The 15,845-nt window shown below is 57.4% G+C and carries 16 protein-coding genes; 6 read left to right on the forward strand and 10 right to left on the reverse strand.

Annotated features, from left to right (window positions below):
• Positions 1-230 precede the first annotated feature (230 nt).
• A complete protein-coding gene (locus tag O9H32_RS00120) occupies positions 231-911 on the forward strand; it encodes a hypothetical protein (RefSeq protein ID WP_269863682.1) in 681 nt (226 codons plus the stop codon).
• Between the two features lie 449 nt (positions 912-1,360).
• On the opposite strand, the gene O9H32_RS00125 is transcribed toward O9H32_RS00120, so the two are convergent.
• The 7 genes from O9H32_RS00125 to O9H32_RS00155 form a co-directional block, all read right to left on the reverse strand.
• Positions 1,361-2,182: a putative protein N(5)-glutamine methyltransferase gene (locus tag O9H32_RS00125; RefSeq protein ID WP_269864296.1), complete on the reverse strand. Its 822-nt coding sequence runs from the start codon at positions 2,180-2,182 to the stop codon at positions 1,361-1,363.
• 82 nt (positions 2,183-2,264) lie between these two features.
• Positions 2,265-2,792 (reverse strand): AAA family ATPase, encoded by a 528-nt coding sequence (locus O9H32_RS00130; RefSeq protein ID WP_319946913.1) that lies wholly within the window; start codon positions 2,790-2,792, stop codon positions 2,265-2,267.
• A gap of 377 nt (positions 2,793-3,169) precedes the next feature.
• Positions 3,170-3,841 (reverse strand): adenylyl-sulfate kinase, encoded by a 672-nt coding sequence (locus O9H32_RS00135; RefSeq protein WP_269863683.1) that lies wholly within the window; start codon positions 3,839-3,841, stop codon positions 3,170-3,172.
• Complete coding sequence (locus O9H32_RS00140; protein WP_269863684.1) at positions 3,838-4,584, reverse strand: HAD family hydrolase; 747 nt, start codon at positions 4,582-4,584, stop codon at positions 3,838-3,840. Before O9H32_RS00140 ends, O9H32_RS00135 begins: the two co-directional genes overlap by 4 nt.
• Before the next feature lies 1 nt (position 4,585).
• Positions 4,586-5,629: a zinc-dependent alcohol dehydrogenase gene (locus tag O9H32_RS00145; protein WP_269863685.1), complete on the reverse strand. Its 1,044-nt coding sequence runs from the start codon at positions 5,627-5,629 to the stop codon at positions 4,586-4,588.
• 45 nt (positions 5,630-5,674) lie between these two features.
• Positions 5,675-6,913 carry an aspartate aminotransferase family protein gene (locus tag O9H32_RS00150; RefSeq protein ID WP_269863686.1) on the reverse strand — a complete coding sequence of 413 codons (1,239 nt, stop codon included), beginning with the start codon at positions 6,911-6,913 and terminating at the stop codon, positions 5,675-5,677.
• Between the two features lie 415 nt (positions 6,914-7,328).
• On the reverse strand, positions 7,329-8,552 hold the full coding sequence (locus O9H32_RS00155) for an MFS transporter (protein ID WP_269863687.1): 1,224 nt from the start codon (positions 8,550-8,552) through the stop codon (positions 7,329-7,331).
• A gap of 100 nt (positions 8,553-8,652) precedes the next feature.
• Between O9H32_RS00155 and O9H32_RS00160 the strand changes: the two genes are divergently transcribed.
• A complete protein-coding gene (locus tag O9H32_RS00160) occupies positions 8,653-9,303 on the forward strand; it encodes a DUF1349 domain-containing protein (protein WP_269863688.1) in 651 nt (216 codons plus the stop codon).
• A gap of 372 nt (positions 9,304-9,675) precedes the next feature.
• Positions 9,676-10,245 (forward strand): CatB-related O-acetyltransferase, encoded by a 570-nt coding sequence (locus tag O9H32_RS00165; RefSeq protein WP_269863689.1) that lies wholly within the window; start codon positions 9,676-9,678, stop codon positions 10,243-10,245.
• A 193-nt stretch (positions 10,246-10,438) separates the two neighbouring features.
• Here the strand turns inward: O9H32_RS00165 and O9H32_RS00170 are convergent, their stop codons facing one another.
• Complete coding sequence (locus O9H32_RS00170; RefSeq protein ID WP_269863690.1) at positions 10,439-12,007, reverse strand: ABC-F family ATP-binding cassette domain-containing protein; 1,569 nt, start codon at positions 12,005-12,007, stop codon at positions 10,439-10,441.
• A gap of 187 nt (positions 12,008-12,194) precedes the next feature.
• Here O9H32_RS00170 and O9H32_RS00175 point away from each other — a divergent pair, with 187 nt between their 5' ends.
• A complete protein-coding gene (locus O9H32_RS00175) occupies positions 12,195-12,815 on the forward strand; it encodes an NAD(P)-dependent oxidoreductase (protein ID WP_269863691.1) in 621 nt (206 codons plus the stop codon).
• A gap of 104 nt (positions 12,816-12,919) precedes the next feature.
• On the opposite strand, the gene O9H32_RS00180 is transcribed toward O9H32_RS00175, so the two are convergent.
• Positions 12,920-13,183 carry a substrate-binding domain-containing protein gene (locus tag O9H32_RS00180; RefSeq protein WP_269863692.1) on the reverse strand — a complete coding sequence of 88 codons (264 nt, stop codon included), beginning with the start codon at positions 13,181-13,183 and terminating at the stop codon, positions 12,920-12,922.
• On the reverse strand, positions 13,084-13,380 hold the full coding sequence (locus O9H32_RS00185; RefSeq protein ID WP_269864320.1) for a type 1 periplasmic-binding domain-containing protein: 297 nt from the start codon (positions 13,378-13,380) through the stop codon (positions 13,084-13,086). Before O9H32_RS00185 ends, O9H32_RS00180 begins: the two co-directional genes overlap by 100 nt.
• A gap of 215 nt (positions 13,381-13,595) precedes the next feature.
• On the opposite strand from O9H32_RS00185, the gene O9H32_RS00190 reads away from it, so the two are divergent.
• Positions 13,596-14,579: a glycoside hydrolase family 113 gene (locus O9H32_RS00190; protein WP_269863693.1), complete on the forward strand. Its 984-nt coding sequence runs from the start codon at positions 13,596-13,598 to the stop codon at positions 14,577-14,579.
• 36 nt (positions 14,580-14,615) lie between these two features.
• Positions 14,616-15,827, forward strand: coding sequence for an AGE family epimerase/isomerase (locus O9H32_RS00195; protein ID WP_269863694.1), 1,212 nt, complete (start codon positions 14,616-14,618; stop codon positions 15,825-15,827).
• Positions 15,828-15,845: the final 18 nt, after the last annotated feature.

A 15,845-nucleotide genomic window follows, 5' to 3' on the forward strand; every position in this document is an offset into this window, starting at 1 on the left:
CCTTTGTCACAGGTTAGTATGCTATTTACGTTAGACGAACGTTCGCAATGAATGTTGCATGAATAGTAAGAGAACATTGAATCAAGTGGGAAATGTACTTAGGGAACATGAAAGATGGAGCAAATTCCAACAGGAATTGAAATACGTATTCGGATTGGCTACTCCTCAGGAACGATATTATGATTATTATTGAAATTTTGGTAAAATAATATAGTAAAAGGAGGGGTATTTTGAAAAACAAAATTAAATATGCCGCAGCAATCGCAGCCTGTGTTCTAGTAAGCAGCTGTGATGAAGCTAAAGAAAATAGTTCGCCAGCAGCCATCACTACCAATAGCACCTCACAATCAAGCGATACTGCCCATCAGTACCACACCGCTGAAGAAAAGCCAACTGCAGAAATAAAGCCAACTGCAGAAATAAAGCCTATTGAGAGAGGTCCAGGTCCTCTAACTAAAGGTAACACTTCGATGGGTGGAATTCATATAGGAGATAGTCCAGAAAAAGTAAAATCGATCCTGGGTGAACCTACTACAATAGGGGCTGTACACAGTACCCCAGAAGTCGAATGGTATTATGAAAAGGAGAACCTCCGAGTTCGTTTTTATCGTACTAGCGAGACTGAACCCATTCGCGGAGTAGAATGGATCGTATTAGATGGACCCTCCACAAAGAAACTGAATGACGCCATTGAGATTGGTGACCCGGTGGAAAAAATTCAGCAAAGCTTTGAGAAAGTCGAGACTTATAAGGATAATGAGAACCAACTCGTAAAAAATTACTGGGTTACAGGTTCTACTTATACAGAAGGTGTTTACCATCCATATTTACTTTTCATGGTAGATGAAACAGGAAAAATCACAAAAATAGATTTATCCAATCATCTAATCGATCCTGCCCAAACAAAATAACAGAGGACTTCTAAAACAACGGCCACGCCATAAGCGAAGACGGCCCATCCACGAAGTGGACTTAGGGCAACTTTTCATATTGGGACCACTGACTTGCACAATTCCACACACTCCGAGCCGTTCTTGAACGGTATTTTCGTCTGTCCTCTTAACTTCTCCTTTGCATCGGAGACACTTGAGTCTTGTGTGTTGAACTGGTTCTACCCGACTGTAAGAAAGGTAAGCGAGTTTAGTCCTCATAGTGGAAGGCCGAGAAGCGAGCAGGCACGACAGGCCATTATCGGCGCAGAGCGACTCTTCTCGGGACGCATGGGTATAACCATCTTACAATGGAGGATATCGCCAAAGCCGTGCACTATCGACAATACGTTCGTCACAGGCACCGTTCTTGAAGTGGACGGCGGACTGCGGCTGAAGAAATAAGGAAGGGGCCCTGCCGGGGAATCTGGCTAACCGCCCGGCGTGCTCTGAACGGCCGGTCTGGTGCCGATCACAACAGTGGCGTCCAGCTCGTCGGAACGTACGGTCTGCGGAATCAGCCCGTTGACCGCCATGATCTCGGCGGTCTGCACCGCCTGCCCCTCGCTCGTCTCCAGCAGCAGGCGGCCTCCAGGCGCCAGCCAGAGCAGGGCCTCGGCGGCCACCCGGCGCTGGATATCAAGCCCGTCCGCCCCTCCATCGAGCGCCGCCCGCGCTTCATGCATACGGGCCTCCGGCGGCAGCAGCCGAATCGCCCCGGAGGGTACGTAAGGCGCGTTAGCGACCAGGAGGTCGACTCGGCCCCTCAGCAGGGCGGGCAGCGGATGGTAGAGGTCGCCTTCGTATACGCGACCCCTTGCGGCACTTACATTGCGGCGGGCGCACTTCACTGCAGCAGGGTCGATATCGACGGAATACAGCTCGATCTCCCCCAACTCGGAGGCCAGCGCGATGCCGAGCGCTCCCGAGCCGCAGCACAGGTCCACCACGACGGCTCCCGGCCGGGCGAGCGCTGCAGCCTGGCGGACGAGGAACACGGTACGTTGGCGGGGTACGAAGACGCCTGGGGCCACCGCGATCCGCAATCCGCAGAACTCGGCCCATCCGATGACGTGCTCGAGGGGGAAGCCTGAGACCCGCCGGTCCGTCATAGCCGCCAGTTCGGCCGGAGTGCGTGCCGCGCAGACGAGCAGCCGGGCCTCCTCTTCAGCGAAGACACACCCGGCCGCCCGGAGTCTATCGACGATGACCGGATACAGCTCCGCCCCCCAAGAGGATTCTCTCGCTTCCATTTCTTCCATTTCTTCCATTGATTTCATGGTTTCCATCGGTTCTATGGTGTCCATCCATTCCCTCCGTTTCTACCCGTCAGAGCTATTCCTCCAGCCTGTATTGTTTGCCGCCTCGAATCTCTTCCATCACGCGCACCACATCCTCTTCCCCCATCGAGCTTGTATCGAGAATGTGTTTGGGATCTACTCCCGAAGCTTCGAATTCCCTAAGCAGGATTAGACACCGTTCTCCCATCTGGTGTTCGGGCAGCCTCAATCGGTCTCTCTTGAGCAGGGTCTCTGGATCCGCCCGCAGAACAACATAGACAACAGAGACATGGTAATTCTTCAACTTATCCTGCAGCCACTTCGCCTGGGCCGGGAAGGTAACATAGTCCACGACCACATCGACTCCATGGGTAACAAAATTAAGGGCAAGGCTTAGAATATTATTCCATATGAGCGTCAATTCCGCTTCGCTCTCCCATGGCTTCTTGCGACCTTGAACATGCATGTGGCTAATATCGTCACCTGAAAGATAGGCGCTATGCTGCAATGCATGAACGAATTGCAGAGAAATTGTGGATTTGCCGACCCCGGCCGGTCCCGACACCAGGTATACAGTTCGCACGATGAGCCTCCTTGCCGTACCGCTATCCTTCCTGCGGAACGCCTAGTCTTCCCTCCATGCTACTCTGCAGCAAGCTGCGCTTCCAGGGGGCAGGTTGGCTATAGTCAAACTTTCCTAAGCGGCAACGAGCGTACCGGGAGTCTGATGCAGGGAATCATACCTATGCAGTACAAAAAGGCCGGGCCTCCATTCCAGCGGGAGGCCCGGCCTTTCATTTATATATAAGAAGAATTTAGATTATAAGAATTTAGATCTCGCCAGGGCTCGATCCTGTAATCTTATATCTTATAAACGCGCATCGTCCATAAAGGACGGCGAAGCCGTTTATCTTGCATCATGTTCAAACCGCGATCCTATCCGCCATCCACCCTTCCCCGTTACCGGCTGATCAGCGCAAGGTCCGGAGTGGATGGCGCCAGGACAGCCTGGCACCGCTCCCATGGCCGGTCCTGCTGCAGGTGCAGGAGCTGTCCGCGGTACAGCCGCTTCAGATACCTGTCGCGGATAGCCTGAACGGAACCATAATATGCAAGGTCCCTTTCCCGGCTGCAAGCCCGCTTCACGCCCGCCCGGAAGGAGAGCGACAACCAGATGCGGTAGTCGAACACATCGGGAAGATCTCTCCGCAGCAGGAAGACCCCCTCCACCACGATCACGGAAGGCTCGGGCACCGAATACTCCGTCTCCCTGTACGCATCGGACTCCCAATCGACATGGGTCACAGTCTTGCGGACCAGCTCCCCCCTGCTTAGCGGCACGAGAAGCTCCCCGAACAGCGTCCCGTAATCGCAGGAATCGAGGTAGTACCCGGCCGCCGGGTCCGGGTTCCGGTAGCGGACATGCCGCCGGAAGAAGAAGTCGTCGCCGGAGAGCGGCAGGACCGGCATCCCGCGTTCCGTAAGACTCTCCTGCAGACGCTGTGCCAGCGTCGACTTGCCGGAGGCATCGATACCGGAGACGCATACGAGCAGGTGCCGGTTCTCCTTCTTCTTCGCTTGATAGCCCCGCTGCAGCTCGTCCACCAGCTGACGGTACTCCTGATCGGTCATGCCCCGGCACCGACGGGAAGCGAATCCAGCAGGAGAGGCACCTGCCCGATTCTCTCCGCCTGATAATACCGCGGATGGGACCCGTAGCTCAGAGAAGGCTGCGCTGCGAGATGAATCGTGGTCATGCCCGCATTCAGGGCCCCTACGGTATCCTTCGTCTCGTTATCTCCGACATGCACCGCTTCTTCGGGAGAGACACCGAGGCGCTCCAGCGTAAGCCGGAATGCCTTCTCATTGGGCTTCGAGGCTCCCGCCTCGTCGGAGAAGGTGAATACGGCAAAGTAATCGAGCAGTCCGTCCCGCTCCAATACCCGGCGCAGCATCCGGCCCGAGGTCTGGCCTGTGTCTGAGATGATCGCGAGGGTGTACTGCCCGGCCAGCCTCGCGATCGTCTCCTTCGACTCGGCGAACGGGAGGGGCGGGTAGGAATGGCCGACGGCTTCAACCTCTCCAGCCAAACGGAGGGCTTCCTCCTCGGGCAGAGAGATGCCTAGAAGGGCGGCGGCGGCAAGCAGCCTCTCCTGTGCCCCCGGCGTGAAGTGCTCCTCGTCCCACTGCCGCTTGCTGGCATCGGCCGCCCGCCGGACAGCCGCTTTCAGCCGGGCCCGCTCCACGGCGAACCCGAGTTCGTACAGCCGCTGATGGATGAGCTCCAGCCTGAGCTGCCCGCGGGTGGCATCACGCTGCGGGCAGTCGTGGTAGATCGTATCCCACAGATCCAAGGTGATGGCCTTGATCGTCATGTTAAGCACCTCCGGAATGAAGCACGACCTTGATCGCCGTAGAAGAAGGCTGGAGCACCCGCCCGCTCAGGTCGCAGCCGAGCGTCCGGAAGGCCTCCGCATAGTCCGTCACGGGATAAGCGTGGGTGATCAGCTTCGCCGCCGGAACGATGCCCCGCTCGATCAGATAGTGCGCCGTCGCGAAGGTGCCCAGCGAGTCGATGGAGCCGATGATCTTCAGGCTGCGGTCAACAATTTCTTTGGGGTTGAAGCTCGACTCGCCGTCCCGGAGCCCGACCAGCATCAGATACCCTCCATTCGCCAGATAAGCGATGGAAGGGGACGCGAGCAACCCGGTCGTGTCCACGATCAGGTCCGCCTGCAGATCAACCGGCGCATGGCACCGCACCGCGTCTTCCAGCGAATGGTGTACATCCCATCCCTGCGGGACGATAGACCTGGCGATCTCCCGGCGTTCCTCCGAGATCTCCACCATGCTGCCGGTCACGCCCTTCGAGGCCAGGGCATAGCTGTAGAGCATGCCGATCGGACCGGCCCCAAGTACGACGGTGCGGAAGTTCGGCAGCAGCCGGATCTGGTCGATGCCCGTCAAGATGCAGCTCAGCGGTTCCGTCAGGGTCGCTTCCTCATACGTCGTGTGATCCGCCAGCTTGTACAGAAACCGGTCCTCGGTCACGTAGTAGTCGGTGAAGGTCCCGTCGCTGCTCACCCCGGTTTCCGTGGCGCCTTTGTGGATACAGTGATTCTGCCTGCCGGTGCGGCATTTGTCGCACTGTCCGCAGTAGTAAGTCGGATCGATCACCACGCGGTCGCCGGGCTTCAGCACGGTAACAGCCTCCCCCACCTGCACGACTTCGCCTGCGGACTCGTGTCCGAGGATGATGGACGATTTGGCGTGATATTTGCCGCTGATGATCCCGAGGTCCGTCCCGCAGACCCCCGTTGCCCGGATGCGCACCAGCACCTGCCGGTCCGTCCGGATTCGGGGAACCGGCCGTTCCTCCAGTGCAATGTCCCAAGCCGAATGGTATACAAGCGATAACATGGCTGATCCCTCCTGTATGGTATATGGTCTTCGCAGGCCCAAGAATTAACCGACCTTCCGGAGTACGGCGCTGAGCCTCTCCACAATCTCCACAAGCTCGTCGTCCGTCGCCACAAGCGCCGGCCTGACCTTGACCACATTGCCGAACCCGTATCTCGAACCCCTCAGGATGAGGCGCTGCTCCTTGAAGGCCGTATCGATGATGGCATTGGCCTTCCGGACATCGGGGTCCCCGTTCTCGTCGACGATCTCGAGTCCCCACATGAGCCCGATGCCCCGTACGTCCCCTATGCAGCGGAACCGGGCAGGCAGCTCACTCAGCAGTCCTGACAGAATCTCGCCCTTCAGCTTGACATCGTTCAGGAACTCGGGCTCCGATACGACTTCCAGCGTCGCCTTGGCGGCAGCCAGCGAGATGAGATTGCTTCCCGAGGTGAAGGAGTGCTCATGCTTCTCGAGCACATTGTAGCGGGAGCGCATCAGCACGGCGGCGATCGGTACGCCAATGCCCCCGAGCCCTTTGGCCAGCGTAATGATGTCGGGATCCATGCCGAGCATCTCGCTCGCGAACATGTACCCCGTCCGGCCGACGCCGGTCTGCACCTCGTCGGAGATGAGCAGCATGCCATGCTCGTCGCACAGCTTGCGCAGCCGCTGGAAGTACCCTTCAGGCGGAATGATGTTGCCCCCGTTGCCGAGGATCGGCTCGATGATCATGCAGGCCACGGAACCGGAGCTCGCATACTGGATATGGTCCGCTATGGCTTCGACGCATTGGAAGCCGCAGCCCGGGTAAGAGAGTTTGTAGTGGCAGCGGTAGCAGTAAGGCGCCGGCACGTGTAGGTGGTTCGCTGCCGCCGAATTCGGGAAGCCCTTGCGGCGGAAGCTGTTGCCGGATATGCCTGTAGCGAATTGGGTCTGTCCGTGATGGGACAGGAACAAGCTGACCACGTCGTCGGCGCCGGTATACTTCTGTGCGATTTTGACTGCGCATTCATTGGCTGTCGATCCGGTGATATCCCGCATCCAGCCGGAGTCGATCCCCGGCGGAGCATACTCCAGCAGCATGTCCAGCACCTCGTTGGCATAGGGCTCCGTGAACGTGGAGGACATGTGCGACAGCTGCCCTACCTGCTCCTGTACCTTGTTGACCACATGGGGATGGTCATAGCCGAGCGAGAGATTGAAGGTGCCCGATACCCCGTCGATATACTCTTCACCGGCCTCGTTGATCAGCTTAATCCCTTTGCCGTATTTGAACTTGTTCGCAACCAAAGTTTGCATGAATGGTCCTCCGTCCGAGTTTGGAATATGTTCATATATAAGAATTTGTATCTCGCCAGAGCTCGATCCTGTCTTCTTATATATCTTATAAACGCGCATCGTCCTTACAGGACGGCGAAACCGTTTATCTTGATATATAAGAATTTGTATCTCGCCAGAGCTCGATCCTGTCTTCTTATATATCTTATAAACGCGCATCGTCCTTACAGGACGGCGAAGCCGTTTATCTTGATATATAAGAATTTATATCTCGCCAAGGCTCGATCCTGTCTTCTTATATATCTTATAAACGCGCACCGTCCTTAAAGGACGGCGAAGCCGTTTATCTTGCCTATCCGCTCATCCGCTGCTGCTGGTACCAGCCGGCCGCCCCCACCTCCCTTCTATGTTGCAGCCTGGTGTATCGAGTATTCCTCTACCGGTTCGACACCTGGAGCTCCGTCTTCTCCGTGCTTGCCCGGTTCCCCCGCAGCCCTGTAGATAAGAGGACGGCAGCGAAGAGGACCAGGGCGAATGCCGCCAGAATCCACAGCGTCCCCCCGACCTCCCATGAGGTCATGCTCCATCCGACGAAGAGCTGAAGTACCGATCCACCGATCCCGCCCGAGGCGATGAGAATGCTTGTGGTCCGCTCGACCATGCCCGGCAGAAGCTCATTGGCCAAGACGAGGGCGATGGAGAACAGCCCCGACATGAAGAGGCCAACGGCGAGTATGAGGAGGAAGATGGCCGCTCGGCCCTCTACCAGAGCCAGTCCGATCAGAAGAAGAAGGGTGCCGAGGCTGCTTGCCGCCAGAAAAGGCACGTACCTTACCCGTTCGGCGAGGTGTCCGGCGAACAGCCTGCCGATCACCATGGCGATCCAGAAAAAAGTAACGCCGAGCGCACCTGTAGACGCCGAGACGCCGGTGCCCTCTACCAGAATGGACGGCAGGAAGTTCATCAGGCCCAGTTCCAGGCCCATGTAGACGAAGAAGAAGATCACATATATGAGCAGAATCGTCTTCTGGCTGCCTTGGTACTTCCCCGGCCGTGCAGGCGCCCCGGCGTGCTCCTCCGCCGTCCCGTCCGCAGCCGGAGGAGTCCGGAGCAGCTGTGTACATTCGGCAGGCATGCTCACCCACAGCACCAGCAGCCCGCCCGCCGCCGCAGCCCCTGCGAAGAACGAGTAGGACCAGGCATCCAGAGCCACGAGACCGCTGACGGCGGCAGGCATGAGCAGGGCTCCGACGCCAAAGTACACATCGAGCTTCGTCATCGCGATCGATTTGCGGTCTTCGGCGAATTCGATCGTGAACGCCCCGATCGCCGATTCGATGATCCCCGAACCGAAGCCGGTGAAGAAGGTCATGGCAACTACCACATACCAACCGGGCAGAAACCCGATGACCGCATACGGAATGACGATGGTGAGCAGCGCGAGCAGCAGAAGCTGCTTGCGGCCATAGCGGGAGGACCACCAAGGCGAAGTCATTACCCCGCACAGGAAGCCCGCGAACTGCAAGAACAGGAGCAGCCCCCCGTCGCTGTATTGACGTCCATAGTACGGGAGCAGCTTCGGCAGCAGCGAACCGAGCAGGACGCTCGTAATCCCGATGAGCAAATAAAAGTAACAGCTCAGTCCAAAAAGACGTTTCATTCCATTCCTCTTTTCCGCCTGAATCATCAGCATTGACTATTCCAGAATTTGTAACTATCTTTAGAGGTGGGTGTAATAAGAACAGTGGGAGTGATAGGACATGACTACAGAAACCGTATTATACGAAAAATTCGATGCCGAAGAGCTGCATCCCGGCCTGCAGTGGCACAGTCCGCCGCAGGAATGGTCCATCCGCGGGAGCAAGAAGGCCTTGGTCGTAAAACCGGGAGCCCAGACGGATTTTTGGCAAAAAACCCATTATGGGTTCAAGGTCGATAACGGTCATTTTCTGTATACGCAAGCAAGGGGAGATGTCGTCTTAACAACGAAAGTCCGTTCTTACCCGGTCCATCAATTCGACCAGGCCGGACTCATGGTCCGGTTCTCGGAAACCTGCTGGCTTAAGACATCGGTAGAGTATGATACGCAAGGAGAGTCAAAGCTTGGCGTGGTGGTAACCAATCACGGCTACTCGGACTGGTCCACACAGAACTTCAAATCAGGCTTCACCGAACTGCTCTTCCGCATACGCAGGGAAGCGGGCGACTATCTTGTGGAATTCTCGGAAGTTCCGCAGACGCAGACCGCAGTGCCTTCATGGACCCAGCTGAGAATGGCCCATCTGGCGGAAGACCTTCATGATGATACCCCCTTTCAGTGCGGCTTGTACGCATGCAGCCCGCAGGGCTCCGGTTTTACGGCGGAATTCGAGGAGCTGCACCTGAAGCAGGGCCGCGTATCGGGAAGTTAAGCGGTTTATTCGACCTAACTTGTTACAATTCTACATTTTTTATAAATATTCCCACAAGGGCTTATTTTACGAAAAGGTGTCATATTTTACGATATTTATGAAACTTATTCCTGTATCTGCCAACGGATCCCGCTGAACCGCGGTGCTCCGTTGGTTGTGCTGCGGCGAATCCATGGAACCGCCGCTGCACGCTGGGGCCGGCTTCCGGCCTCTGGATTGCCCCTCGCCCAGCAGCTGCCCCACGTCCCTGCCTATACTGCCTGTACCGCCTATCGTAACGCGGAATGGCCGGATGGTGTTGTCCGAGCCGGCCCTCAGCCGCATATGATGTCTTAAGAGACACCTATAACCGGGAAGGAGCTGTATGGCACGATGGAGCTTAGCGATTTGTCTCAGGCCCTGCCCCGCCGTACCGCCGATCCGCGTACATTCATCGGCGAGTTTACGTACGGGAGTCCGGAGGTTAAGCACTGGGGGGAGAACAGTTCCCTGCATATCGGCAAATTCTGTTCCCTTGCCGATGGGATTACGGTATTCCTTGGAGGCGAACACCGGGCCGACTGGGTGACGACCTATCCATTCAGCGCGATTCTTCCCCGATTCCGGCATATCGAGGGGCACCCCAAGACCAAAGGAGATGTCGTCATCGGCAGCGATGTATGGATTGCCTCCGGCGTGACCATCCTATCCGGTGTTACCGTGGGCCATGGGGCCGTGCTCGCGGCACGCTCCGTGATCAGCCGGGATGTGCCTCCTTACGCGATTGTGGGGGGCAATCCGGCAAGGGTGATCAAGTACCGGTTCGACGAGGAGACGATCCGCCGCCTGCTCTACATCCGCTGGTGGGATTGGCCTCTGGACCGGCTCGAGCAGGCGATCCCCCTGATGCTGTCAAAAGACATCGGCAGCTTCCTGCGCTATGCCGAATCGGCGGGAGGGTAAGCTTAGGGGCACGCTCCCGCAGCCGATTCAACATTCATCGCACAAGGATAAACGGCTTCGCCGTCCTCCTTTAAGGACGATGCGCGTTTATCAGATATATAAGATGACAGGATCGGGCCCTGGCGAGATATACATTCTTAAGGTATCAAAAAAAGGCTAAATCCGCTGATCCCAGGCGGATTTAGCCTTTTTACTATAAATTCTGCTCGGTTACGGTTCCGCCGGGCCCGAAGGTCAGCGTCTTCGTCGCGATCTTGTCGATGAAGAACCGGTCATGGCTGACCGTGACCACCGCCCCGGGGAAGTGGATCAAGGCCTGCTCCATCACCTGAATGCTCGCCAGGTCGAGATGGTTCGTCGGCTCGTCGAGCACGATGACCGAGGCTCCCGACAAGAGGCACTTGGCCAGCGCCACCCTGGCCTGCTGCCCGCCGGACAGCTGGCCGATCATCTTGTGCTGGTCCGCCTCGGAGAACTGCAGCATCGACAGGAAGCGGCTTACCTTCTTCCGCGGCGCATCCAGGCCGAGTCCGTACACGTTCACGGCGTGCGAGATCGTGTCCTTCTTGTCCAGCTCCTCCCACATCCGGTTGAAGTAGGCGTAAGAGACGCCCTTCTCCCACCGGATCTCGCCCGAGTCAGGCGGTTCCTGCCCGGTCAGCGCTTTGATGAGGGTCGATTTGCCGCTGCCGTTCGGGCCCAGGATCGCCAGCCGGTCCTCCTTCTGAATATCGAAGCGAACGTCCTGGAACAAGGTGCGGTCCCCATACGCCTTGCTGATGCCCTCGACCCGGCACAGGTTGTCCGGCACCCGCAGGTTGTTGTAGATGTCGGTAATCAGCGCATGGACCGGGTTCGGTTCGATCCGTTTCTTGAGATCGGCCAGCTTGCGGGACAGGCGGTCGCCGGACTTCTTCTGGCGCTTGTTGTCGAGGCCCTCCGCCTCGATCAGCAGCAGCTCTTCTTCCCACTCGAACTGGCGGTCCAGCTCTTTCTTGCGGAGCTTCTTCCGGCGTATGTATTCGGTATAGCTGCCCTCGTACTCGTGAAAATGGTAATTCTCGATCTCTACGATGCGCGTTACGACCTTGTCGATGAACTGCCGGTCATGCGATATGAGGATCATCGCGCCGCCGAACCGGTTCAGCCACTGCTCCAGCCACGCCAGCCCTTCCAGATCCAGGTAGTTCGTCGGTTCGTCCAGCAGCACGACATCCGGCTGCTCGATGAGCATCTTGGCGAGGGCCGCCCGGTTCCTCCATCCCCCGGACAGCTGCCCGATCGGCTGGTGGCGGGATGCGTCATGGAACCCGAGCTTGCTGAGCACCGTATCGATCACCACCGGCACGTTCCAGCCGTCGTGATGCTCCATCTGCTCGAACAGCTCCGCCTGCCGGTTCAGCAGCTCGTCCATCTCGCGGTCGTCCGGCCCTGCGCCCATCTTCTCCTCGATTTGCTTCAGCTCCCGTTCGATCTGCCAGATGTGCTCGAAGCACGTCTCGAGCTCCTGCTGGACGGACTTCTCCCCCTGAAGCTCCGAGAACTGCGAGAAGTATCCTACCTTTACCTTCCCGTCCACTTCCACCTTCCCGGCGGTCGGCTCTTCCCGGCCCAGAATCAGCTTGAATACCGTCGATTTGCCGGCTCCGTTCCGGCCGATGAGCGCCACGCGCTCCCCTGCGGCCACACGAAAATATACATCCCGAAGGATAAGGGTATCCTCATATTTCTTCGTCACATTCTCCAGTCGAATCAAACTCACACTTCTCACCTCTCCTCTATAATTCTGGAATCGCGTCCATTCTCCTGCACGGCACCGGAATACGCGGGCTCCGGGGCGGGTCGTTTGCAATAGAGGCGCCTTCTCTCTACACTGGAATTACCAGCCCAGGAAACAGGGAGCGGAGCGCAACTCACAAAATATAAAAACAGGAAGGCGGCGACTACCTATGAACATACTCCTCTTAGGCGCCACGGGACGCGTGGGAAGCGGGATATTAAGTCTTGCTCTGCAGGATGGACACGCGGTCACCCTGCTGGTCCGTACGCCGGAGAAAATCACCCGGAAAGACGGCCTTCTGACGATCCTGCAAGGAAATGCGCTGAATGAAGAGGATCTGGCTCTGGCGTCGCGCGGCATCGATGTGGTGGTGAGCGCCTTGAGCACAGACGGCACCACCACCTTGTCCGGCAGCATACCGCTGATTATAGCCGCCATGCACCGTGAGGGGATCAAGCGGATCATTACCGTCGGCACCGCCGGTATTCTGCAGAGCAGGACGGAGCCCGGGAGGCTGCGGTACCAGTCCAGCGAGTCCAAACGCAGACTGACCCGGGCTGCCGAAGAACATCACAAGGTATACGAGCTTTTGAATGCCTCGGACCTCGACTGGACGATCGTGTGCCCGTCCTATTTGCCGGATGGCGGCAGCACCGGCATCTTCCGCGCCGAGCCCGATTACTTGCCCGAAGGCGGAACGCAGCTATCCGTAGGCGATGCCGCCCTGTTCACTTACCGCCAGATCGCGACCAAGGATTACATCCGCTCCCGGGTCGGCGTTGTGTATTGAGGCTCTCGAAGTCCCCGCGCAGATGAGGGACTCCCATGCAAACAAGCTGACGCCCTAAGGACGCCAGCTTGTTTGCTCTGCTCTTCTGCCTCGCTCTTCTAAGTTTATAAGAAATACAAGAAGACAGGATCGGTGGATATGAGAATGTGCTCTGCCGCAGCATCCGGCTCCCCCGCTTTCTCCAGAATCATCCGGGCTGCGCGGGCGCCAGTGCTCTCCTTAAGCACTCTTACGGTGCTGAGCTTCGGAGTCATGAATTCGGTCAGCGTCAAGTCATCGAACCCGAGGATCGATATCTGGCCCGGACAGCGGCGCCCGGCTCCCCGGCATACTTCAGCACTTCGAAATCCAGCATATCGTTCGCACATTTAGAAATACGCCTCTTCAGGGCGGTAATGCAGGCTTCGGGCATGTGCCCAAAAACCGGCGCCCCGCCCACTTTGCTGTCCTGGATGCTCGATGTCATGCCGTCCCTTGGATCCAGGGCAATATCGATCCCCGACAGGATCATACTGATCCCATGCGCCGAGAATTCCGTATCGATTCCCTGCAGGATCTTGCCCAATACTCAATATCCGCCAAAGAAGCTCTCGGCATACTTTTTAGCATTTTTCTGCCCATTTCTCCGATCCATTGAATGATTCATCATCTCCTCTCGAACGCTGGCCTGCCCCTCATATGATCCCTTACAAACTTTTTTGTTATTTTAGTTATTGTATTGTTATCTATTCATTGTTATATTAAATAACAGAGACATCATTAACCTTCCGAGGTGAGCTTATGAACACGAACGTATTGCAGCCCTATGTGGCGGGAATGACTTGGGGCTGGACCGGCATCCGAGGCGAATGGGCCACGGAACAGGCCGAGCACTCTTTAGTAGAAATGAAAGACAAACTGCAGGTCAACTGGGCTACCATCGCCTTCGCCGCCCTGCAGCCTCATCCGCAGTCCACCGTCATTCCTTTCGAGGAAGCGCCGACGGTTACCGATGAAGAAGTCCTCTGGGCGATCCGCAGATCCAAGGAGCTCGGGCTGAAGGTCTGCCTGAAGCCTGTAGTCAACTGCGCGGACGGCACGTGGCGGGCACACATTAACTTCTTCGACATGGATGTGCCGTGCGAGCCGAAGTGGTCCGAATGGTTCGCTTCCTATACCCGCTTCATCCTTCACTATGCGCGGATCGCCGAGGAGACCGGCTGCGAGCTGTTCTGTATCGGCTGCGAGATGGTCCAGACCGACCGCCGCGAGAGCGAATGGCGGCAGCTGATCGCCGAGGTGCGGAAGGTGTATACCGGACCGATCACTTACAACTGTGACAAATACCAGGAAAGCCATGTCACCTGGTGGGATGCCGTCGATATTATCTCCTCGAGCGGCTACTATCCTGTCGGCGATTGGGAGAACCAGCTCGACCGCATCGAAGCCGTAGTGCGGAAGCACGGCAAGCCGTTCTTCTTCATGGAAGCCGGTGTGCCAAGCCGGGAAGGCTCGCAGCATCTGCCGAACGATTGGGGCCTGCAAGGCGCACCTAGCGAAGAGGTGCAGGAGCAGTACTATGAAGCGATGTTCGGCGCCTGCGAGAAGCGCGACTGGGTCCGCGGCTTCATGCTGTGGGATTGGCCCGCACGCCTCTACGACCGCAGCACGGCGGCACAGAATGACGACTACTGTATGTACGGCAAACGGGCCGAGCAGGTTGTGGAGCGGTATTATTCGCGGAAGCAGACGCAGGACGCCGCCCAGGCACTTATCGAACAATAGGCCAAGACCATAGGACCATAGGAAAGGTGACCACTCATGCAGCTCAGCGAACTTCGGGCTTCCTGGCTCCCCCAAGTGGAGAAGGAAGTTAAGGATAACATTCTCGGCTTCTGGTTGAAGTACACGGTCGACTCCAAGAACGGGGGCTTCCTCGGGGAGATCCGCAGCGACCTTACCCTTGTGGAAGATGCAGAAAAAGCACTCGTACTCAATACGCGCATCCTGTGGACCTTCTCCTCCGCGTACCGGATCTTCGGAGATGCCGCTTATCTCGAGGCGGCCCACCGGGCTTACGCCTATCTTACGGCTCACTTCACCGACCGGGAGCACGGCGGATTGTTCTGGTCGGTCGACGCGCAGGGTCGGCCGGCGCAGACGAAGAAGCAGGTGTACGGCCAGGCGTTCGCCATCTACGCTTATTCGGAATATTACCGCGCAGCAGCGGTTCCCGAAGCGCTCGAGAAGGCCGTGGAGCTGTTCCATCTCCTCGAGAAGCACAGCTTCGACCCGGTTCACCAAGGATATGTGGAAGCTCTGTCCCGTTCCTGGGAGGATACCGATGACTTCAGTCTCAGCGGCAAGGATCTCAACGAGAAGAAATCCATGAACACCCACCTGCACGTCATGGAGGCTTATACGAACCTCTACCGGGTGAACCCGACCGAGGAGCTCGGCCGCCAGCTGAAGGGACTCATCGAAGTGACCCTGAAGCACATCGTCGATGAGTCAAGCGCGCACTTCCTGCTGTTCTTCGATGAAGCCTGGAACTCTAAGAGCGATCATGTATCTTACGGCCATGACATCGAGGGCAGCTGGCTGCTCGTGGAAGCCGCCGAGGTGCTCGGCGATCCGGCCCTGCTCGAGCAGGTGAAGATCACGGCGCTTCGCATGGCGGAGGCAACATACCGCGAAGGCATCGACGAAGACGGCGGTCTCTGGAATGAGGCTGACGGGAAAGGGAATCTGCTCGATGCGGATAAGGACTGGTGGCCGCAGGCCGAGTCCGTAGTCGGCTTCTTCAATGCCTACCAGCTGACCGGCGAGGAGAAGTACCTGAGCGCCGCGCTCGCCTCCTGGACATTCATCGAGAACCATTTGATCGACCGGGAGCATGGCGAATGGTACTGGGGCGTCACCCGGGACCGCGAACCGATCACCGCGCAGTCCAAGGTCAGCGCCTGGAAGTGCCCGTACCATAACGGCAGAGCCTGCTTCGAGATCATCGAACGTCTTCATCATACCGTATAAATCCATTCCATCAACGGA

Source organism: Paenibacillus caseinilyticus (genome assembly GCF_027533645.1).
GTDB lineage: Bacteria > Bacillota > Bacilli > Paenibacillales > NBRC-103111 > Paenibacillus_G > Paenibacillus_G caseinilyticus.

What these genes read in the sequence shown, in the direction of transcription:
- O9H32_RS00125 (WP_269864296.1), bottom strand. Translation starts at nt 2,182, where the DNA reads ATGGAAGCGAGAGAATCCTCTTGGGGGGCGGAGCTGTATCCGGTCATC.
- O9H32_RS00135 (WP_269863683.1), bottom strand. Translation starts at nt 3,841, where the DNA reads ATGACCGATCAGGAGTACCGTCAGCTGGTGGACGAGCTGCAGCGGGGC.
- O9H32_RS00140 (WP_269863684.1), bottom strand. Translation starts at nt 4,584, where the DNA reads ATGACGATCAAGGCCATCACCTTGGATCTGTGGGATACGATCTACCAC.
- O9H32_RS00145 (WP_269863685.1), bottom strand. Translation starts at nt 5,629, where the DNA reads ATGTTATCGCTTGTATACCATTCGGCTTGGGACATTGCACTGGAGGAA.
- O9H32_RS00150 (WP_269863686.1), bottom strand. Translation starts at nt 6,913, where the DNA reads ATGCAAACTTTGGTTGCGAACAAGTTCAAATACGGCAAAGGGATTAAG.
- O9H32_RS00155 (WP_269863687.1), bottom strand. Translation starts at nt 8,552, where the DNA reads ATGAAACGTCTTTTTGGACTGAGCTGTTACTTTTATTTGCTCATCGGG.
- O9H32_RS00160 (WP_269863688.1), top strand. Translation starts at nt 8,653, where the DNA reads ATGACTACAGAAACCGTATTATACGAAAAATTCGATGCCGAAGAGCTG.
- O9H32_RS00165 (WP_269863689.1), top strand. Translation starts at nt 9,676, where the DNA reads ATGGAGCTTAGCGATTTGTCTCAGGCCCTGCCCCGCCGTACCGCCGAT.
- O9H32_RS00175 (WP_269863691.1), top strand. Translation starts at nt 12,195, where the DNA reads ATGAACATACTCCTCTTAGGCGCCACGGGACGCGTGGGAAGCGGGATA.
- O9H32_RS00180 (WP_269863692.1), bottom strand. Translation starts at nt 13,183, where the DNA reads ATGTGCGAACGATATGCTGGATTTCGAAGTGCTGAAGTATGCCGGGGA.
- O9H32_RS00190 (WP_269863693.1), top strand. Translation starts at nt 13,596, where the DNA reads ATGAACACGAACGTATTGCAGCCCTATGTGGCGGGAATGACTTGGGGC.
- O9H32_RS00195 (WP_269863694.1), top strand. Translation starts at nt 14,616, where the DNA reads ATGCAGCTCAGCGAACTTCGGGCTTCCTGGCTCCCCCAAGTGGAGAAG.